The organism is Mucilaginibacter sp. (assembly GCF_965200995.1).
GTDB lineage: Bacteria > Bacteroidota > Bacteroidia > Sphingobacteriales > Sphingobacteriaceae > Mucilaginibacter.
Window position 1 is genome coordinate 2,246,530 of record NZ_OZ241743.1, and the last position, 20,146, is coordinate 2,266,675.

17 protein-coding genes are annotated in these 20,146 nt (G+C 45.5%); 15 read left to right on the plus strand and 2 right to left on the minus strand.

Annotated features, from left to right (window positions below; all coding sequences use genetic code 11):
- Positions 1 to 3: 3 nt before the first annotated feature.
- Complete coding sequence (locus ACY652_RS10605) at positions 4 to 3,138, plus strand: PAS domain S-box protein (protein ID WP_462264343.1); 3,135 nt, start codon at positions 4 to 6, stop codon at positions 3,136 to 3,138.
- A 160-nt stretch (positions 3,139 to 3,298) separates the two neighbouring features.
- On the opposite strand, the gene ACY652_RS10610 is transcribed toward ACY652_RS10605, so the two are convergent.
- Positions 3,299 to 3,997, minus strand: a complete 699-nt coding sequence (locus ACY652_RS10610) for a ComF family protein (RefSeq protein WP_462264344.1) — start codon at positions 3,995 to 3,997, stop codon at positions 3,299 to 3,301.
- A gap of 143 nt (positions 3,998 to 4,140) precedes the next feature.
- Here ACY652_RS10610 and ACY652_RS10615 point away from each other — a divergent pair, with 143 nt between their 5' ends.
- Positions 4,141 to 4,929, plus strand: coding sequence for a hypothetical protein (locus tag ACY652_RS10615; RefSeq protein ID WP_462264345.1), 789 nt, complete (start codon positions 4,141 to 4,143; stop codon positions 4,927 to 4,929).
- 12 nt (positions 4,930 to 4,941) lie between these two features.
- Here the strand turns inward: ACY652_RS10615 and rlmN are convergent, their stop codons facing one another.
- Positions 4,942 to 6,015 (minus strand): dual-specificity RNA methyltransferase RlmN, encoded by a 1,074-nt coding sequence (rlmN, locus tag ACY652_RS10620; protein WP_462264346.1) that lies wholly within the window; start codon positions 6,013 to 6,015, stop codon positions 4,942 to 4,944.
- A gap of 154 nt (positions 6,016 to 6,169) precedes the next feature.
- On the opposite strand from rlmN, the gene ACY652_RS10625 reads away from it, so the two are divergent.
- The 13 genes from ACY652_RS10625 (at position 6,170) to ruvA (ending at position 20,145) form a co-directional block, all read left to right on the plus strand.
- Positions 6,170 to 7,333: an amidohydrolase family protein gene (locus ACY652_RS10625; protein ID WP_462264347.1), complete on the plus strand. Its 1,164-nt coding sequence runs from the start codon at positions 6,170 to 6,172 to the stop codon at positions 7,331 to 7,333.
- Between the two features lie 47 nt (positions 7,334 to 7,380).
- Positions 7,381 to 7,659, plus strand: a complete 279-nt coding sequence (locus tag ACY652_RS10630) for an acylphosphatase (protein ID WP_462264348.1) — start codon at positions 7,381 to 7,383, stop codon at positions 7,657 to 7,659.
- Positions 7,660 to 7,695: 36 nt separating this feature from the next.
- On the plus strand, positions 7,696 to 9,180 hold the full coding sequence (locus ACY652_RS10635) for an oligosaccharide flippase family protein (protein WP_462264349.1): 1,485 nt from the start codon (positions 7,696 to 7,698) through the stop codon (positions 9,178 to 9,180).
- A 3-nt stretch (positions 9,181 to 9,183) separates the two neighbouring features.
- The gene (gene dut, locus ACY652_RS10640) at positions 9,184 to 9,615 is read left to right on the plus strand and encodes a dUTP diphosphatase (protein ID WP_462264350.1); all 432 of its coding nucleotides are present in this window, start codon (positions 9,184 to 9,186) and stop codon (positions 9,613 to 9,615) included.
- Positions 9,616 to 9,624: 9 nt separating this feature from the next.
- Positions 9,625 to 11,358, plus strand: a complete 1,734-nt coding sequence (locus ACY652_RS10645; RefSeq protein ID WP_462264351.1) for a tetratricopeptide repeat protein — start codon at positions 9,625 to 9,627, stop codon at positions 11,356 to 11,358.
- Positions 11,336 to 12,133, plus strand: coding sequence for a DUF4292 domain-containing protein (locus tag ACY652_RS10650; protein ID WP_462264352.1), 798 nt, complete (start codon positions 11,336 to 11,338; stop codon positions 12,131 to 12,133). Before ACY652_RS10645 ends, ACY652_RS10650 begins: the two co-directional genes overlap by 23 nt.
- A gap of 20 nt (positions 12,134 to 12,153) precedes the next feature.
- Positions 12,154 to 13,488, plus strand: a complete 1,335-nt coding sequence (locus tag ACY652_RS10655; protein WP_462264353.1) for a murein hydrolase activator EnvC family protein — start codon at positions 12,154 to 12,156, stop codon at positions 13,486 to 13,488.
- Positions 13,489 to 13,559: 71 nt separating this feature from the next.
- On the plus strand, positions 13,560 to 13,901 hold the full coding sequence (locus tag ACY652_RS10660) for a Sec-independent protein translocase subunit TatA/TatB (RefSeq protein WP_462264354.1): 342 nt from the start codon (positions 13,560 to 13,562) through the stop codon (positions 13,899 to 13,901).
- A 14-nt stretch (positions 13,902 to 13,915) separates the two neighbouring features.
- Positions 13,916 to 14,128 (plus strand): Sec-independent protein translocase subunit TatA/TatB, encoded by a 213-nt coding sequence (locus tag ACY652_RS10665; RefSeq protein WP_462264355.1) that lies wholly within the window; start codon positions 13,916 to 13,918, stop codon positions 14,126 to 14,128.
- 89 nt (positions 14,129 to 14,217) lie between these two features.
- Positions 14,218 to 15,651 carry an Asp-tRNA(Asn)/Glu-tRNA(Gln) amidotransferase subunit GatA gene (gatA, locus tag ACY652_RS10670; RefSeq protein ID WP_462264356.1) on the plus strand — a complete coding sequence of 478 codons (1,434 nt, stop codon included), beginning with the start codon at positions 14,218 to 14,220 and terminating at the stop codon, positions 15,649 to 15,651.
- 60 nt (positions 15,652 to 15,711) lie between these two features.
- Entirely contained in the window at positions 15,712 to 17,070 is a 1,359-nt protein-coding gene (locus ACY652_RS10675; protein ID WP_462264357.1) for a lytic transglycosylase domain-containing protein, read from the plus strand.
- Between the two features lie 163 nt (positions 17,071 to 17,233).
- Entirely contained in the window at positions 17,234 to 19,519 is a 2,286-nt protein-coding gene (locus tag ACY652_RS10680) for an NADP-dependent malic enzyme (protein WP_462264358.1), read from the plus strand.
- A 44-nt stretch (positions 19,520 to 19,563) separates the two neighbouring features.
- The gene (gene ruvA, locus ACY652_RS10685; protein WP_462264359.1) at positions 19,564 to 20,145 is read left to right on the plus strand and encodes a Holliday junction branch migration protein RuvA; all 582 of its coding nucleotides are present in this window, start codon (positions 19,564 to 19,566) and stop codon (positions 20,143 to 20,145) included.
- Position 20,146 lies beyond the last annotated feature (1 nt).

Below are 20,146 nucleotides of genomic sequence, written 5' to 3' on the forward strand. Positions count from 1 at the left end.
AAAGTGAGCAGCACATCTTACCCCATACCGGCAAACGAAACTGAGCGCCAGCAGGCGCTCAATTCATATGATATTTTAGATACCTTGCCCGAGGAGGAATATGATGCTATTGCACGGCTGGCTTCTTACATCTGCCAGACACCGCTGGCGCTGATTACTTTTATTGACAGAGACCGGCAATGGTTTAAAGCCAAAATTGGTGCCCCGGCCGAGATAGATCAGGTGCCGCGTGCCGAATCTTTTTGCCGTTATACCGTTATGAGTAATGATTTGGTGGAGGTGCCGGATGCTACTCAAAACGAATACTATGCTGCAAGTGACCTGGTTACCGGTCCTTTCGCTATCCGTTTCTACGCCAGTGCGCCGCTTATTGATGCCGAAGGCCAGTGCCTGGGTTCTTTATGTGTATTTGATCAGAAACCCAAGCATTTAAGTGCCGAGCAGCGTGATGCCCTGCAAACCCTGGCACGAGAAGTAATATCGCACCTTTCCGTGCGCCGGCAAAAGCAGCAGCTGGAAGCCAACCTGAAGCAACGGGAAGAATTTTATAACCTGTTCAATAACTCCTCGGAAATTCATTTAATTGCCGATGCTAACTCTAAAATTGAACTGATTAACAATGCGGTTTGTGATATTTTGGGTCGTGATCCCCAAAAAATAATCGGGCACTCGCTGTGGGCCTTTGTAGTAGGGCAAAACCGTGATCAGTACGTGCCTTTAATAGAAAAGGCTGTAGCCACACAGCAACCGTTTGAGCTGGAAACGGCCACTACTACATTAAACAATGATGTTAAATGGATAAGCTGGACCGGTATCTTCAAAAATAATAAGTGGTACGCCAGTGGCCGGGATATTACTTGCCAAAAACAAGCTTCTATCAAACTGGAGCAGCTATCGCTGGTAGCCAGCAAGGTTAGCAATGGTGTGGCCATTACTGATGCAGACAATCGCATTGTATGGATTAATGATGCCTTTGAAACCATTACTGGTTATAACCTGGCTGATGTGGCCTTTAAGCAAATGGCTGATGTATTGGGCGGCGATTATGAAAATACGGCCATATTAGAGAAAACTCGTTCGCTGATCAAGTCGAATAAGCCGTTTGAGATAGATCTGCTTATCAGGCGTAAGGATGGCGAATTACACTGGATATCAGTTATTAACTCCGCTGTGCTGGATGCTGAAGGAAATATCAGCAAGTACATCAAGGTAGTTATTGATATTACCGACCGTAAACATGCCGAGCAGGAGCTGGAAACCTTGTCCTTTGCTGCCCGCAAATCGCCAAGCGGCATCCTGATACGTGATAACGAAAGCACCGTGATCTGGATGAATGAAGCCATGGAGGCGATAACCGGCTATACCCTTGCAGAAATGAAGGGTAATAAGTTTGGCAAACTCATTATTGGTGCTGATACTGATTACAGTGTATTTGAGAAGGCAATTAAAGCTACTGCCGAAGGATGCCCTTATGATATTGAGATTAAGCTTTATCGTAAAGATGGTACGCCTTTTTGGGCGCATGTCAATAACAGTCCGTTAATGAATGAAGCCGGGCAGATAGACCGGCAGGTAGGTGTACTGGTAGACATTACCGAGCGTAAAAGTTCTGAAGAACAACTTACCTTGCTATCGCTGGTAGCCAGTAGTACCGTAAGCGGCATAGTAATTAATGATGCCGACGGGAATGTAGAATGGGTGAACAGTGCTTTTGAACAAATTACAAGCTATAGCCTGAGCCAGGTAAAAGGCTTGCACTTGGGCGATATTTTAAAAGGCGAGCTTACAGATGTCGGTATTATTGAGCAAGCGCGCTTGTTATCGAAAAATAAGCAATCCTACGAGGTTGATTTATTGATTTACCGGAATGATGGACAGCCTTTGTGGATTACTGTAATTAATTCGGTAATATTAAACAGCCAGGGAGAAGTTAATAAATACATTGAAGTTATCATTGATATATCGGCCCGTAAAAAAGCAGAGGTAGAGCTGATACAAGCCAAAGAAGAGGCCTTGCAGCTAAGCCGGGCCAAGGATATGTTTATCTCTGTGATGAGCCATGAGATACGTACGCCGTTAAATGCGGTAATCGGCATGTCGCATCTGCTGCTGGAAGATAATCCGCTGGAGTCGCAAAAGGAGAACCTGAAGGTGCTTAAGTTTTCGGCCGAAAACTTAATGACGCTCATAAACGATGTGCTGGACTTTGCAAAGATAGACAGCGGCAATATTGAACTTGAAAAAGAAAAGGTGGATTTGCGCGAATTGGTGCAAAGCGTTGCCAGTTCTATGCAATTTAAAGTAAATAGTCAGCATATTACATTACAGCAGCAAATTGACCCAGCCGTGCCCCCGGTGGTATTAGGTGACCGCACCCGCCTGACCCAGATTTTACTGAACCTGGTAAGTAACGCCATAAAATTTACCGAAAAGGGGACTGTAACTATCGAAATTAATACGCTTGAGCAAACCTCATCAGAGGTAAGGTTAAAATTTGCGGTAACTGATACGGGTATCGGCATTGCCCCCGATAAAATTAATACGATATTTGAATCGTTTAAACAGGCCAGCGCTGATACTACGCGTAAATACGGAGGTACCGGCCTTGGGCTGGCTATTACCAAGCGGTTAATTGAATTACATCATTCCTTTATTCAGGTAGAAAGTGAACCGGGCGAAGGTTCTGCTTTTTATTTCAGTATTGTGTTTAGCAAAGGCGAAAACTTTAATGCTCAAATTGTTAACAACGTGGAAGCAGGACTGAACCTTCATGCACTGGTGGTAGACGATAATCAGATTAATCGTTTATTGATCAACAAAGTACTTAAAAAGTGGGGAGCCACTGCTGATTTTGCCGAAAACGGTGAAGAGGCTATTGATCAGATCGTTAAAAACCGCAATTACGACATTGTATTAATGGATATTCATATGCCGGTTTTAGGCGGCTTGGAGGCCACTAAGGAGCTGCGTTCAAGCGCAGATACTTATTCGCAGAGTGTGCCGATAATTGCACTTACCGCATCCATGCTGCACAACCAGATGGATGAAATCCTTCGGGCGGGTATGAATGATTACGTGCTGAAGCCTTTCGACCCTAAAGTTTTATATGATAAATTAAGCCGCTACCAAAAGCAGTAAATAAAAAACAGGAGAAGCATTACTGCAAACTCCTGCCCATTAATTAATAACTAAACGCTCCGGGTATGTATACGCTGCTACTCCGCTAAAAGTTACAAAAACAGTTTATTTTATATCCGGCAAATATTTGCCGCTCTTGGAGTAAATGATTGCTGATCAGTTACTCGGCGTAAGCAATAGCAGCAATGCTTATACTCAGCTGCGGCACCTTAAGCAGTGCCAGTGCACAGGCTTCCAGCGTAGAGCCGGTAGTAATTACATCATCTACCAGCAGCACATGTTTTCCTGCCAATTTTCTAGGATGCTTTACCGCAAATACTTCCTTCATATTCTCGAAACGTGAAAAGCGCGATTTGTGCGTCTGGCTTTCAGTGGCCCTGGTACGTACTAAATTGTTATCATTCACTTGTATTTGCATGGCCTGCGCTATTCCTTCGGCAAAATGCAGACTTTGATTGTAGCCGCGTTTGCGCAGCTTGCTTTTATGCAGCGGCACCGGTATTACATAATCTGCTGTACGTAATATCTCATGCTGCCGCAAATATCCTCCCGTAAGGCTTCCCAGCTTATTGCCAATTTGCGGCATGTTCTGGTATTTCAACTGGTGTACCAAATGCTGCACTTTACCGCCTTTGCTGAAATGCAGCAACGCATAACCTGCCTGCAAGGGCAATCGCCCCCAAAACTGTTGTGCCACCAGGTTATCAGCATGCGCATGGTAGTCAGTAAAAGGCAAATCATACAGGCACTGCGTACACAGTACATCTTCGTGGCCCAACAGACCGGCATTGCAGGCCTGGCATAGCTCAGGGAAAAGCAGGGAAAGAAAATCAGCCAGATAAGTGCGTTTCAGGTGCATGGTTAAGCATAATACAGCGTTTGGCTGAAACTAAAATTTAAATATAGCATTCAATGTTTAAAAAGTTGTTCATAAGAACTACAGCCAATTTGTTATTATTGATACACAATCATCAGGCATTTGGGTTTAAGCGTTGGTTTGCAATGAGGATATTAGCTGTTGTATTTCTTAATTTATTCTTTTTTAATGCATTAGCCCAGCGCAAGGATACCACGGCTGCCGGTCTTGCAAAATACGCTTATTTATTATATGGAGATATTTACCCGCCGGTAAAACCTTATGGTTTAGTGAAAGCCACAGGGTTCTTTGTAACTCATCGGGGCAAAACGTATCTGGTTACCGCTAATCATGTGCTAACCGGCTGGAACGGCTACCGGCAGCAGGGCTATTACCCAAAGCTATGGTATGTTCGGCTTACAGGCAATCAGCATAAAACTTACAAGTTCGTCCCTTTAAATTTAAAATATTTAAAAGTAAGCAATGTAACCATGCTTTATACGCAAAGCCCGGATTTGTGCTTTTATGAAATGCACTTGCCTGCCGGTTATAAAGTGTACACCATCAATCCGTTCATAAAAAACCTTGAGATGGAAGTGGGGAGTACATTGCTTACTTATGGTTACCCGCCGCATGGCATATCCACTAAAGCGCAATCTGTTTCTTTAAAACCGGAAGGGGCAGCTTTAACCCTGCTAACTGATGCAGCGCCCGGTTACCGTTTGAAACTGGCCGATGGTGTGTTGGATTTTGTTAACTACAGGGCGCAATATCCCCGTTATGAGCCGGTTGGGCCCGGGTATTCAGGCAGCCCGGTGTTTTACAAAAAAGCAGGCACTATTGCTTTTGCCGGCGTATTGGCATCTGGGCAGGCTGATTTGGTGTATATCGTAAAGCCTCACTTTTTAACTTCAGGCTTAAAAAGCATCAGATAGAAACCTGAAGAATCAGGAAGCCAATTCAACAGCTGCCGCTTTTTCTTTTACAGCCAGCTGGCCGCAGGCCGCATCAATGTCTTTTCCCCGGCTGCGGCGCACATTGGTAATAATGCCCTGCTTGCGCAGGTAAGCAGCAAATGCCTCAATTTTATCTTCACCGGCATTAATAAAGCTGGCGAATGAGATAGGGTTATATTCTATAATATTAACCTTACAGGGCAGGTGCCTGCAAAATTTTGCCAGTTCTGCGGCATCCTTTATATTGTCGTTAAAGCCGTCAAATACAATGTATTCGTAGGTAACCGCATTTTTGGTTTTCTGATAATAGTACTTCAACGCTTCGGCCAGCGCCATCAGCGAGTTTTGCTCATTGATAGGCATAATGGTATTACGCTTCTCATCATTAGCAGCATGAAGCGATAGCGCCAGGTTAAACTTTACCTGATCATCCCCTAATTTTTTAATCATTTTGGCAATACCGGCAGTAGACACCGTAATGCGTTTGGCTGCCATGTTAAGGCCATCCTCTGCAGTAATGCGCTCAATTGATTTTAGAACATTGCCGTAATTTAGCAGGGGTTCGCCCATGCCCATATATACAATATTGCTGAGCGGCTGATTATAATTTTGCTGCGCCTGCTGGGCAATCAGCACCACCTGGTCGTAAATTTCGTCAGGATTCAGGTTACGTTTGCGTTCCATGTACCCGGTAGCGCAGAACTTACAGGTTAAGCTGCACCCTACCTGCGAAGATACGCAGGCTGTCATACGGTCGGCAGCCGGAATTAAAACACCTTCAATTAAATGAGTATCGTGCAGAATAAAAGAATTTTTTATAGTTTTATCAGCACTAAACTGTGAGGAATTAATTTTCACATTATTGATGGTATAATTATCCTGCAGTTTATGCCGTAGTTCTTTTGAAATATTACTCATGTCGTCAAAGGAAAAGCATGATTTTTTCCAAAGCCATTCATATACCTGTTTAGCCCTGAACGCCTTTTCGCCCAGTTGAATAAACTGTTGCTGCAACGTTTCGAGGCTAAGGCTGCGGATATCTGTTTTTTTATTGACGGTACTCACTGTTACAAAGATACTTATTTTCAGGATTATAGCTTTTAGGCGGTTGTTTTCTGTTTGTAAAAAACAATGCCAAAACTTAATTTTGAATTAATTTTATTTATCTTTAATAAAAAGTATCCATTCCAGCGACCTGAGTAAAAGATATTTTACCTTAATGAAAAGTTTTAGAGCCGATTACGTTTTTCCAGTTAGTGCCGATCCGATAAAAAATGGTGTAGTTACAATAGATGATGAAGGGAAAATTATCAGTGTTGGCACACAACCCCAGCCAGGGATTGAGCTTGAGACCCTGCAGGGCATTATATGTCCCGGGTTTATTAATACCCACTGCCATTTAGAGCTTTCGCATTTGCGCGGCCAGCTGCCGATGCATACGCGGTTGGTTAATTTTATCCAAAATGTACAGCAGCACCGCAATGCAAATCTGGCCGAGGTAACCGAAGCCGCGATCAGGGCTGACGAGGAAATGTACGAGGGCGGTATTGTGGCCGTGGGCGATGTTTCCAACACTGCAATCAGTTTACCTATAAAGCATAAAAGCAAGCTGTACTATCATACGTTTGTAGAGGTGTTCAGCTTTTTGCCCGAGCAGGCAAAAGCCGCATTTGAGCGTGCGCTTGAACTGTGCGAACAGTTCAGGCCGCTGGCAGTGTCTATATCTCCACATGCGCCTTATTCGGTATCCAAAGAGCTGTTCAGGCTGCTGCGTGATTATTGCGAGCACCATGAAAACCTGGTGAGCATGCATAACCAGGAATGTGATGAAGAGAATAGGTTTTTCAGGTATAAGCAGGGCGAGTTTAATGACCTGTATGCCGGTTTTGGTATTGATATCAGCTACTTTAAGCCCCAGGCACGTAATTCGCTGCAAACGGTAGTGCCCCTGCTTACCCATCAGCAAAAGATTCTGCTGGTGCATAATACCTGTACCAATTTAAAAGATATTTACTTTGCCAGGCGGTTTGACCGGCATATCAACTGGTGCTTTTGCCCTAATGCCAACTTGTTTATTGAAAATAAGCTGCCCAAGGTTGATTTATTTTTAAATCAGGAATACAACATTACATTGGGAACTGATAGCCTGGCTTCAAATCATAAGCTTTGTATCCTGAACGAGATGCTGACATTGCAGCAAAACTTTACTTCATTGAATTTAACCCGGCTGCTGCATTGGGCAACGTTAGGCGGCGCCCGTTTTTTAGGGGTAGATGATCGCTTAGGAAGTTTGGAAGCTGGTAAAATGCCTGGCCTGAACTTAATTACCGGCCTGGATGACCTTCAGCTAACGCCCGATAGCCGGGTACGGCGCCTGATATAAACCCGGCCTGCCGGTATTGCCGGATTACTGTTATTTTTGCTGCTGATATGGCAACACAACATTTAAACATTACGGTACAGGGCAAGGTGCAGGGCGTATTTTACCGGGCATCTACCAAGGCTGTGGCTGACCAGCTGGGCGTAAGGGGCATAGTGCGCAATACACCTGATGGTGCAGTATACATTGAGGCCGAAGCCGACCAGGCCACAATGGAGCTGTTTTTGGAATGGTGCCATGAAGGCCCGCAGCCGGCCAGGGTAGAACGTGTGGAAACTGCTGAAGGCGAACTCAAAAACTATCGTAACTTTGAGGTGGTAAAACGTTAAGGCAGTTACAATACGTATATTTAAATTAACTTATCATTGTCTACGGCTAAAAAGTTTGCAGGCCAAACCGCTATTTATGGGTTAAGTACCATTGTACAGCGTTTGCTGGGTTCGGTACTTACGCCGTTGTACACAACGGCGTACGCACCTTCGGTATATGCTGTATTTACTACCATGTTCAGTTATGCTTCTATTCTGAATGCTGTGCTATCCTTTGGAATGGAAACCACTTTTTTCAGGTATCTGAACAAACTGCCCGAGAACAAGCGGCAGGTGTACAACAATGGCTTTTGGGTGGTGGCATTACTTTCATTGGTGTTTTTTTTACTCACCTTTCCGTTTGTGCACCAGATTGCCGGTGCAATTAATATTGGTAAAAGCAGTCAGCGGCATGAGTTTGAGCAATACATCCGGTTCTTTATTGGTATATTGGTATTGGATGCGCTTTGCGTATTGCCATTTGCCAAGCTACGTGCCGATGGCCGGCCTATGCTGTATGCTGCGGTTAAGCTTACCAATATTTTTGTAATGGTATCGCTTAACCTGATTTTTATATTTGGTATCCCATTTTGGTTACGCCATCATTTGGCCGGTGCTGAATGGATGAGCACCTGGTATGTACGGGGCTGGCTTGGGTATGTATTTCTATCCAACCTGGCCGCAAGCTTCATCTCTTTATTGATGCTGTTACCCCAGCTTGTTGGCGTTCAATTCAAATTTAATGGCCGTCTGTTCAGCGAAATGCTACTGTACAGCTGGCCCATATTGATAGCAAACTTATCCTTTATCATCAATGAAAATCTGGATAAATTACTATTGGGAAAACTGCTGCCGCCACAGGTCAGTGAACATGATTTGGGTGTTTATTCGGGCTGTGCCAAGCTGTCTATCTTCCTGAGTATATTCGTACAGGCTTTCCGGCTGGGAGCGGAGCCTTTTTTCTTTAGTCATGCAAAAAGTAAAAATTCAGGCCAAACCTATTCGCGTATCATGACGTATTTTGTAATGACTATCTGCCTGATGTTTGTAGCCATCATTGCTAATATTCAGATATTAAAATACTATGTAAATAATCCAGCCTATTGGGTAGGCTTGAAAGTAGTGCCCCCGCTGCTTTTCGGATATGTAAGTTTGGGCATCTATATGAATTTATCAGTTTGGTATAAGCTGTCTGATCAAACTAAATACGGCTTATATATATCAGGTATCGGCGCTTTGCTTACCATTGTGCTGAACATTATTTTCATTCCGAAATACAGCTATATGGCTTCTGCCTGGATTTCTTTGATCGCTTATGCCAGCATGATGGTGCTGTCTTATATCTGGGGGCAAAAAAATTATCCCATACCGTATAACCTCAAAAAATGCGGCGCGTATATTGTAACTTCGCTGCTATTGGTGTTTTTGTCGTTTACCGTATTTCATCGCAATATTTACATCGGTAATTTACTGCTGCTGCTATTTGCCGCCGGCGCGTTTATGAGCGAGCGTAAAGAATTAACCGCCATATTAAAAAGATAGATTATGCTTATCCGGGTTGTCAATAAATCAAACAATACATTGCCGGCTTACGAAACCCTTCATGCCGCCGGTATGGATATACGTGCCCATATAGATGAGCCGCTGCAACTGAAACCCTTGGAACGCCGGCTGATCCCTACCGGATTATACCTTGAATTGCCCGAAGGATACGAGGCGCAGATCAGGCCGCGCAGCGGGCTGGCTTATAAGCATGGCATCAGCATAGTTAACTCGCCCGGCACTATTGATGCTGATTATCGCGGAGAGATCAAGGTATTGCTGGTTAACCTTTCCACCGAAGTATTTGAAATTAACACCGGCGACCGCATTGCACAAATGGTGGTAGCCCGCCATGAAAAAGTGGAATGGGAGGAAACTGCCATATTAACCGAAACCCTGCGGGGCGCCGGTGGTTATGGTCATACCGGAATATAAGCTATTCTTATGAAGCTAAGGGTGATCGCCGCCGTATTAACCGGGTTATCTTTTGCTGCACAGGCGCAAACTAAAGATAACGGCGTTGCCCTCACCAGAGCGGCCAGCCGGCCCGTAACTGGCAGCGATAGCCTGGAAAACAAACGCCTGTATCTTTCTGCCCTGCGCGAGCGTACCATTGGTAATAATGATCTGGCTATTGACCTGTACAGCCAGGTGCTGCGTACCGAGCCTGGCAATGATGCCGCCTTGTATGAACTGGCACTGCTGAAAAAACAAAAGGGCACCCCGGCAGAAGTGCGCACCCTGCTGGAAAAGGCAGTTGCCTTAAAGCCGCAGAACGAATGGTACTGGCTGGCGCTTACCGACAGCTATGAGAAAACCAATGACCTGCCCCGCATAGAAAATGCGTTTAAAGAACTGATTAGAATTAACCCTAATAAGCCGGAATATTACCTTGACGAAGCCAGCGCCTTGTTTTTACAACAAAAATACAGTGAGGCATTAGCGTTATATAATCAGCTGGAGCAGCAAAGCGGGCTAACGGACGAAATTATTGCCGGAAGGGAGCGTATATATCTGAAGCAAAACAACGTAAGCGCAGCTGCAGGCCAGCTAAAGCAAATGATTGATGAACAGCCGGGCACCATACGCTATTACCTGATGCTGGCCGAAATATATAACTCCAACCATCTGGCCGATAAAGCGCTGCCCGTATTGCAGCAGGCACAAGCCTTGCAGCCTGCCAATCCGCTGATCTATCTTGCGCTGGCTGATGTTTATAAAACAAAAAAAGATTACCAGAGCAGCTATAATCAAATCAAACTGGCGTTCGGCTCTCCTGAAATGGATGTTGACCGGAAGATTCAGATCGTGATGGGTTACGCACCTAAGTTTCCTGACCCTAATGCAGTAAACAGTGCGGTTGAACTGAGTCAAATTATCACACTCATACATCCCACCGAAGCGAGGGGCTTTGCCTTGTATGGCGATGTGCTGGTGCAAAATCAGCAGTACCGGGATGCCCGGGCGGCTTTTCAGCAATCTATAACACTCAATCACAGCATTTACGCCGTACATGAGCAATTGGTGCGACTTGATTTAGCCGAAAATGATTACCAGGCTGCGCTAACTCACAGTGAGCAGGCCCTGGCTCTCTTTCCGGATCAGGCCTGGATGAACTATTTTTCGGGGGTGGCTTATCAGCAAACCAAACAACCGGCTAAGGCAATAGGCAAATTAACAAAGGCAGCTTCGCTGGCAAAACAGGATAACCAGTTACAGGCGCAAGCCTATTCATCACTGGGCGACTGCTACCACGAACTGCACCAATACACGGCTTCTGATGAGGCGTATGATAAAGCATTGGTTTATGATGCCGATAACACCTACACGTTGAATAATTATGCCTATTATTTATCGTTAAGAAATGAACAGTTGGAGAAAGCCGCAAAAATGTCGGCCCGTTCTAATGAATTACAGCATGATGTAGCTTCTTTTGAAGATACTTACGCCTGGATTTTGTTTAAGCAGCAAAAGTACGCGGATGCCAAAGCCTGGATGGAAAAAGCGTTGCAGCACAACAAAAACCATAGCGGGGTACAAACTGAGCATTACGGCGATATCCTGTATCATTTAGGTGAGGATTTAAAAGCGGTAGACAACTGGAAAAAAGCGAAACGGTATGGCGTACAATCAGCCATTTTAGAAAAGAAGATAAATGAAAAGAAATACGTTGAATAAGTTATTACTGGCAGCCTTAATCATAGTTGCTGCCGGTTGCAAAGCCCGGAAGCCGGCAGTGGCAATAAATACCCCTAAAGTAACTGAAAAGGCCGCCGCTAACCCCTTACTGGCAAAGTTAGAAGCTATACGCGCTAATCAAACTGATTTTAATACCTTTTCCGGTAAGGCTAAAGCCAAGCTAAGTATCAACGGTAATAATAATGATGTTACCCTGAACATCCGGATACAGAAAAATCAGCGCATCTGGGTATCTATTACTGCCATATTAGGGGTAGAAGTGGCCCGCGCTTTAATTACGCCCGACAGCATACAGGTAATTAACCGTTTGCAAGGCGTGTACCTGAAAAAGCCGTTCAGCTATATCTACAACTATGCAGGCCGGCAGGTAAATTATAAAACAGTAGAATCATTACTTATCGGCAATGCCATACCCGAACTGGTAAATGATGAAAACGCAAAGCTGCAAACCGCAGCCGACGGCATCACCACCTTATCAGGCAATTTGCAAAGCATGCTGTATAACCTGATGCTGAGCAGCGGCTACCGGGTAACGCAAACCAGCCTGAACAATCAGGCAGCAGGGCAGTCATTGCAGGTTACCAACAGCGAGTTTGTGCAGGCCGGCGGTAAGGTCGTTCCTTCGCAAATCAATATACGATCCGCAGTGAGAAACAACAACATCCAGGCCGATCTGCATTATAGCCGCACTGAATTTAACCAGCCGCAGGATTACCCGTTCAGTATACCTTCGCGGTTTTCACCTGCAAATTAATTTTATACTTTTGAGCCTGAATGAAGCGGTTTAAATTCTTTTTGTTGCTGGCCTGCCTTTTCGCGGCTTTACATACCTATGCGCAAAGCAGTGCTGACCTGAAGCGCAAGCGCGAAAAATTAACCCAGGAGTTAGAAGAACTGAATGCCGAACTCCGGGAAACGGTTAATAATAAGAAGGCGAGTATTAAGCAACTGAATATCATTAAGGCGCAAATTACCCTTCGTGAGGACAAAATTACCAATATCAATTCAGAGGTACGCCTGCTGGATAACCAGATTAACCAGAATACCAATACCGTACATACCTTGCAGGGGCAATTAGATGAACTGAAGAAAGAGTATGCCGCCATGATTGTGTTTGCTTACCACAACCAGAGCGCCTACAATAAACTGATGTTTGTATTTGCAGCAAAGGATTTTAATCAGGCCTACAAGCGATTAAAATATCTGCAGCAGTTTGGTTCCTACCGGGAGCGCCAGGCGCGCTCTATACAAGGCACGCAGCAGGATCTGCATGTAAAGATAACGGAGCTTGACCGTACCAAGAACCAGAAGAGCGCCTTATTGGAGGATCAGGAAAAAGAGAAGCAAACCTTAGGAAAGCAGGAACTTACCCAGGCCGAGATTGCGGCCAACCTGAGCAAGCAACAGGGCGAATTGCGCAAGCAGCAAAAGGATAAGAAAAGCCAGCTGGCCAGAGCCACGCGGGAAATGTTTGCCGCCGTGCGCCGCGAGATTGAAGAAGCCCGCCGCAAGGCAGAAGCCGAAGCACGTGCACGCGCCGCTGCCCTGGCGGCTGCAGAGAAGGTTAAGGCTGAAAAGGCAGCCCGTGAGGCTGCCGCCAATAACCGCCCGGCTCCTGTAGTAAAAACGCCCGCGCCAAAACCTGTTAAAACCCGGCTTACCGATAGTGAGGTGTTAACAGCAACACCTGAGGCTGCCAGCCTTTCCAATGATTTTCAGGGTAACCGCGGCCGCCTGCCCTGGCCGGTAGGCAGTGGGGTGGTGATACAAAGTTTTGGCCGCTATTATAGCGAAGGTATCCAGAATGACAACCAGGGCATAGATATACGCACTTCGGCCGGGGCAACCGTACGTTCGGTTTTTGAAGGCGAAGTAAAAACCGTAGCAGATATTAGCGGCTCTTATATTGTAGTGATACAGCATGGTAAGTTTTTTACAGCTTACAACGGGCTGCACTCGGTAAGCGTAAGCAAGGGGCAAAAGGTAAGTACCAAGCAGGCCATAGGCACCGTAGCTGTAGATGGGGCTACAGGAGAAGCCATACTGCAATTCTCACTATTAAATGTAAACTCACCTGTAAACCCCAAACTGTGGCTGGCGCCGCAATAAGCGTTATATTTTGGCGTTGATAAACTATGTACGCGGTTTATTGTTTACTTTTGTAATTATAACTTAAAGGCATGTTTAGTTCTGTTCTTTTATTCCTGAATATCGGCACTCCCGAACTGATAATTATTTTGTTTGCAGCGTTGCTGCTGTTTGGCGGCAAAAAGCTGCCCGAACTGGCAAAAGGATTAGGAAAGGGCTTGCGTGATTTTAAAGATGCTTCTGATGGCGTAAAGCGTGAAATTCATAATCAGATAAACAATTATGATGAACCAAAACCAACGCCCTATGCAGATACGTATACCAATAATGCCACTATAGAGGAGAAGCCGGTTGAGGTAGCAGAAATACCTGAGCACACACCGGTAGAAAGAACCGAAGCAGAGGCACCAGTTAAGAAAGATATTAATTCATAAAAAAACTAAAAATCATGGGTGGATTAGGCGCACCAGAAATTATTCTGATCATTATTGCAATATTGATTCTGTTCGGCGGACGTAAGATCCCGGAACTGATGAAAGGCTTGGGCCAGGGCGTAAAGGAGTTTAAAAATGCCTCAAACGGTGAGAGCAAAGAAGAACCACGCACTACCAGCACTACAAACACAACTACTACCAATACCCACAGCAACGTTAATCCGTAAGCAGGGGCTGGTATTTTTAATTTTTACTTTGAAACTTATCTGCTGATAAAAATCATTATCAACAGATAAGTTTTTTATTTTAGCCCCCTATGGCTAAATCATATACTTCATTAACTGCAATACAAGCCGATCTTACCGCCGGGTTGGTAACAGTTAAGGAACTGGTGGAAACCTGCCTGAGCCGCGCAAAACAATACGCACATTTAAATGCTTTAAACGAGGTTTATGCAGAAGAAGCCCTGCAAAAGGCTGCAGTATTAGATGAGCGCCTGGCAAGCCAGCAGCCTGCAGGCCGCCTGGCCGGTATGGTAATCAGCCTGAAGGATAACATCTGTTATAAAGATCATCGTGTAAGTGCAGCCTCTAAAATACTCAAAAACTTTATTTCTATTTATTCATCCACTATTGCAGAACGCCTGCTGGCCGAAGATGCTATCATTATCGGCCGGGCCAACTGCGATGAATTTGCTATGGGCGCATCCAGCGAAAGCTCTTATTATGGCCCGGTAAAAAATATGGCCGATGAAAGCCGCGTGGCGGGGGGGTCGTCCGGTGGTTCGGCAGTCTCTGTACAGGCGGGAATGTGCCATGCCGCCATCGGTACTGATACCGGCGGTTCGGTAAGGCAGCCAGCTTCCTTTTGCGGTCTGATTGGCCTTAAACCCACTTATGGCAGCATCTCACGTTACGGCGTTATTGCCTATGCCTCCTCATTTGATCAGCCCGGCATTATTGCCAACAGTATAGCGGATGCGGCCCTGCTGATGGAAGTGCTTTCGGGCGCTGACACTTACGACAGTACTTTATCTCAAAGGGCAGTTCCTGCATATACGAGGCATTTAGAACCCACGGCCTCTCAAAAGAAAATAGGCTATTTAAAAGAAGCATTTGACAGCGTAGCAACAGACCCGGAAGTTAAGCAGGCAATGGCCGCGTATCTGGAAAAATTACGTGCAGCAGGGCATACCGTAGAACCTGTAACTTTTAAGTACCTTGATTATATTGTTCCTGCTTATTATATACTGGCTATGGCCGAAGCTTCGTCTAATCTGGCCCGGTATGATGGTGTGCATTACGGCTATCGCAGTGCGCAGGCTGAAAATCTAATGGAAACGTACAAAAAGTCGCGCTCAGAAGGATTCGGCAAGGAAGTAAAGCGGCGTATTATGCTGGGTACATTTATTTTAAGTGCAGGTTATTACGATGCCTACTATGCCAAAGCGCAAAAAATACGGCGGCTGATTAAGGAAGAAACCGGGCAGTTACTGCAACAGTATGATTTTTTAGTGCTGCCTACAGCCCCCGAACCTGCTTTTAAGCTGAACAATGCTAAAAAAGATCCGGTGGCCGCTTACATGGCTGATATTTATACTGTGCAGGCCTCATTAGCTGGTGTGCCTGCTGTTTCTTTACCGGCAGGAACTAATAGTGCAGGTTTACCGTTAGGAATACAGCTCATTGCCGCACCTTTTGAAGAGCAGCAGTTGTTAAATTTTTCGAAATATTCGTTAAGCTTACTTTAAAGTTAATAAATTAGTAACCAGAAAACGTATAGTGTTGGATTGATTAATACCCTTTAGCGAATGAAGAGACTTTTTACCATTACGGCATGTTTATGCCTTGCTTTTACTGTAAAGGCGGCAAACAGAAATTATGCCACTATCCTAAAAGGCGACTCCGATCTGATTGTTCAAAAGCCAGGCCAGTTCAGTCTGATGCCATTGCAAAGCCTGCACGTTGATTATATCCCTAAACCTGCGGCCAATCAGGCACACTTAACTGCTTACGAAGGTTCACTCACAAAACGCCGCCTTGACTCGGTGGCTAAAGATGTACAGTTGGATTATAACGATTATGTACAGAAGTATATTGATAGCTATACCTCACTTAACCGGCGCGATGAGGTAAGCCAGATCATCGGGCTGTCTAAATATTACTTTCCCATCTATGAAAAGGCTTTTCGCGATGCCGGCATCCCCGAGGAAATTAAATATTTGTCTGTTGTAGAATCAGCCCTTAACCCCAACGCGGTATCAAGGGTAGGCGCTACCGGCCCCTGGCAGTTTATGTTCAGCACTGCCAAAATTTATGGGCTGAACATGAATAATTATGTAGACGAGCGCCGCGACCCTATACAGGCCAGTTATGCTGCTGCGGCTTACATTAAAGACGCTTATCAGGAATTTGGCGACTGGCTGCTGGCCATAGCTTCTTATAACTGTGGCAAAGGCGCTGTTGAGCGGGCCATACAGCAGGCCAATGCTGTTGATTACTGGTCTATCCGCCCCTTTCTGCCAGCCGAAACACGTGGATATGTACCGGCTTACATTGCGGTGGCCTACATTATTAACTATCATAACCGCCACAACATCACACCCGGTACCTCAAGCCTGGCTATAAACACCGATACCGTACTGGTTAACAAGTTTGTATCACTGCCCAGTGTAGCCCGCATATTAAATATTGATTATAACCAGCTATCCCTGCTTAATCCGGCTTATAAGAAGCATATTATAAACGGTACGGTAAAAGCGCCGCGGCGTATGGTGTTACCGCAGTTGGGCAAAGATAAATTTGCTGCTTTATATAAAGTGTTAAACTCTGATGCTGCCAATGCGCCTGCAGAGCCAGTTTACGCGGAGGTAAATGAAAGCAGTGTTCGTATGGTTATACCGCCGGTACCTGTGGTTGCCGTAGCAGAAGCACGCCTGCCTGCTTACCATAAAATCAAGAAAGGGGAAACGCTGAACAGTATAGCTGACAAATACGGTGTTGAAGTAGATGACCTGATTGAGTGGAACCACTTGCGCAACTACAAAGCAACGCCCGGCCAAACCCTTAAGGTAACGGCCGAGAGCAGAAACGTATCTGCACAAAATAATACAGTTGTACAACCCGGTAAAAGCGCAATCCTGTATCAGCCTACTGAAACCAAGTTATAAAAAGCTTTTTCGTAAAAAATTTATATCCAAAAAATTATTGTGCCTTCACTGACTAACGGTGAAGGTCTTTGATTTTATAGGGGTTGGCAAACTGAATATGAGTTACATTATATACAGTTACGCTTAAAAAGAATTGTACTTTTGAAGGCTGAATTATTGAGAGATGAAAAACACCAACCGTAAACTGGATGCCTTAAACTATCATGCTAAAGGCCGCCCTGGCAAGATACAGGTAGTTCCAACCAAGCCTACCAACTCACAGCGCGATTTAACTATGGCTTACTCTCCTGGAGTGGCCGAACCCTGCCTGCGCATAGCCGAAAATGTAGAAGATGTGTATAAGTATACTGCTAAGGGGAACCTGGTAGCGGTAATCAGCAATGGTACGGCGGTGTTGGGTTTGGGCAACATTGGCCCGGAGGCCAGTAAGCCGGTGATGGAAGGCAAAGGCCTGTTGTTTAAGATATATGCTGATATTGATGTGTTCGACCTGGAACTGAATACCAAAAGCGTAGATGAATTTGTAACCATTGTAAAAGCTTTGGAACCTACGTTCGGCGGTGTAAATCTCGAAGATATATCAGCCCCAACCTGTTTTGAGATTGAGCGCCGGTTGAAGGAAGAAATGAATATCCCGGTGATGCACGATGACCAGCATGGTACGGCCATTATTTCGGGAGCGGCGTTATTGAACGCCTGCGAGATACAGGATAAAAAGCTGGAAGATATTAAACTGGTGGTCAATGGTGCAGGGGCGGCGGCAGTTTCGTGTACCCGCATCTACCTTTCATTAGGGGTTAAAAAGGAAAACCTGGTTATGCTGGACATTAATGGCGTACTCGACCAGCGGCGTACCGATCTGGACGAGATACGCCAGGAGTTTGCGACCAGTCGTACCGATATTAATAGCCTGGCTGATGCCATGAAGGGCGCCGACGTTTTCATTGGCCTTTCGGCAGGTAACCTGGTAAATACCGAAATGCTGCAAAGCATGGCGCCAAACCCAATCGTATTCGCTATGGCTAACCCGGAGCCCGAGGTAGCTTATGAGATTGGTATTGCTTCGCGCGGGGACATTATTATGGCTACCGGCCGGTCTGATTTTCCTAACCAGGTAAATAATGTATTGGGCTTTCCTTACATATTCAGGGGGGCGCTTGATGTACGCGCTACCGCCATTAACGAAGAAATGAAACTGGCCGCCGCGCAGGCTATTGCCGAACTGGCCAAAAAGCCGGTGCCCGAGGCGGTAAATTTAGCTTACGAGGCCAAAAATCTGCGTTTTGGCAAAGATTATATTATCCCAAAGCCGATGGATCAGCGGTTAATTACCGAGGTTTCTATTGCAGTAGCTAAAGCGGCCGTGGCTTCAGGTGTGGCCCGCAAGGAAATTGCCGACTGGGATGCCTACGCCGAAGAGTTGCGCAGCCGTATCAGCAGCGATGATAAGCTGATGCGTAACCTGTCCTTACAAGCCAAAAGCACACCCAAACGTATAGTATTTGCAGAAGCCGATAACTATAAGATATTACGTGCCGCGCAAATTGTAAAGGATGAAGGCATTGCCACGCCCATCTTATTAGGTAATATTCAGAAAATACAGCAGATTATTCATGAAAATGAGCTTGACTTAGGCACCGTGGAAATGATAGATCCGCGTGAAGGCTCTGACTGTTCTGAAAAGTATGCCAAGTTTTTATACAACAAGCGCCAGCGCCGCGGGGCAACTTTATATGAAGCCCGTAAGATGATGCGCGACCGTAACTATTACGGTTCCGCTATGGTGCAGTTTGGCGATGCGGATGCCTTAATTTCGGGGTTAACCAAAAATTATGTAAGTACCATTAAACCGGCATTGCAGGTTATCGGCACCGAGCCGGGCGTACCCAAACTGGCAGGTATGTACATGATGATCACCAAGAAGGGCCCCCTGTTTTTTGGTGATACCACCATCAACGTAAACCCCACCGCTCAGGATCTGGTAGATATAACAGTGCTGACTGAACGCTCAGTACAGCAGTTAGGCGTAAGTCCGCGGGTAGCTTTGTTGTCTTACTCTAATTTTGGCTCGAATGATGGCGAGGTGCCTGATAAAACCCGCGAAGCAGTAAAAATATTGCACGACCAGCATCCTGACATGGTGGTAGACGGCGAAATGCAGGCCAACTTTGCCATGAACCGCGATTTGCTGGCCGATAATTTCCCATTCTCTACATTAAACGGTAAACCCGCCAATACATTGATATTTCCTAACCTGGAGTCTGGTAATATTGCCTATAAATTATTGCAGGAAGTGGGCGGGGCAGAAGCGGTTGGCCCAATTCTGCTGGGCTTGAACAAACCGGTGCATGTGCTGCAGTTAGGCAGCTCGGTACGCGAGATTGTAAATATGGTAACCATAGCCGTAGTAGATGCCCAGCATCGGGAGCAAACCACAACTTTAAAATAATTTCATCGTATACAAAAGTAAATTAACCGATATTTAACGCTTGTATGTACGCCTATATTGATGGTAAATTAGCCTTTAAAAGCCCTGCTTATGTGGTAATAGATGTAGGTGGAGTAGGCTATCAGATCAATATATCCGTAAATACCTATGCCAAATTAGGCGATGCCGAGCGGTGCCGGTTGTATACCTGGCTGCATGTGAAAGAAGACGGCCACACCCTGTACGGCTTTGCCGATGAGGGTGAGAAACGGTTATTTGTGCACCTGATTTCGGTATCAGGTATCGGGCCCAATACGGCCCGCATGATGCTGTCCTCCATTTCACCGGAGGAGATACAAACGGCTATTGTAAAAGGTAATGTATCGGTAATACAACGTATAAAAGGTATCGGGCCCAAATCTGCGCAGCGGCTTATTCTGGAACTTCAGGATAAACTACGCAAGGACGGGCCTGATACCCTGATCAATGTTCCGGCGGCGGTAACCGCAAAAGACGAAGCCTTGTCTGCCCTGATGATGTTGGGCTTTGTACGCAATGCGGCCGAGAAAGTGCTGGAACAGGAAATCAAAAAGCAGCCCGACCAAACTGTGGAGCAGTTAATTAAGGCAGCCCTGAGAAGTTTATAAA

What these genes read in the sequence shown, in the direction of transcription:
- ACY652_RS10615 (WP_462264345.1), top strand. Translation starts at nt 4,141, where the DNA reads ATGAGGATATTAGCTGTTGTATTTCTTAATTTATTCTTTTTTAATGCA.
- dut (WP_462264350.1), top strand. Translation starts at nt 9,184, where the DNA reads ATGCTTATCCGGGTTGTCAATAAATCAAACAATACATTGCCGGCTTAC.
- ACY652_RS10655 (WP_462264353.1), top strand. Translation starts at nt 12,154, where the DNA reads ATGAAGCGGTTTAAATTCTTTTTGTTGCTGGCCTGCCTTTTCGCGGCT.
- gatA (WP_462264356.1), top strand. Translation starts at nt 14,218, where the DNA reads ATGGCTAAATCATATACTTCATTAACTGCAATACAAGCCGATCTTACC.
- ACY652_RS10650 (WP_462264352.1), top strand. Translation starts at nt 11,336, where the DNA reads ATGAAAAGAAATACGTTGAATAAGTTATTACTGGCAGCCTTAATCATA.
- ACY652_RS10630 (WP_462264348.1), top strand. Translation starts at nt 7,381, where the DNA reads ATGGCAACACAACATTTAAACATTACGGTACAGGGCAAGGTGCAGGGC.
- ACY652_RS10665 (WP_462264355.1), top strand. Translation starts at nt 13,916, where the DNA reads ATGGGTGGATTAGGCGCACCAGAAATTATTCTGATCATTATTGCAATA.
- ruvA (WP_462264359.1), top strand. Translation starts at nt 19,564, where the DNA reads ATGTACGCCTATATTGATGGTAAATTAGCCTTTAAAAGCCCTGCTTAT.
- ACY652_RS10660 (WP_462264354.1), top strand. Translation starts at nt 13,560, where the DNA reads ATGTTTAGTTCTGTTCTTTTATTCCTGAATATCGGCACTCCCGAACTG.
- ACY652_RS10675 (WP_462264357.1), top strand. Translation starts at nt 15,712, where the DNA reads ATGAAGAGACTTTTTACCATTACGGCATGTTTATGCCTTGCTTTTACT.
- ACY652_RS10610 (WP_462264344.1), bottom strand. Translation starts at nt 3,997, where the DNA reads ATGCACCTGAAACGCACTTATCTGGCTGATTTTCTTTCCCTGCTTTTC.
- ACY652_RS10680 (WP_462264358.1), top strand. Translation starts at nt 17,234, where the DNA reads ATGAAAAACACCAACCGTAAACTGGATGCCTTAAACTATCATGCTAAA.
- ACY652_RS10625 (WP_462264347.1), top strand. Translation starts at nt 6,170, where the DNA reads ATGAAAAGTTTTAGAGCCGATTACGTTTTTCCAGTTAGTGCCGATCCG.
- ACY652_RS10645 (WP_462264351.1), top strand. Translation starts at nt 9,625, where the DNA reads ATGAAGCTAAGGGTGATCGCCGCCGTATTAACCGGGTTATCTTTTGCT.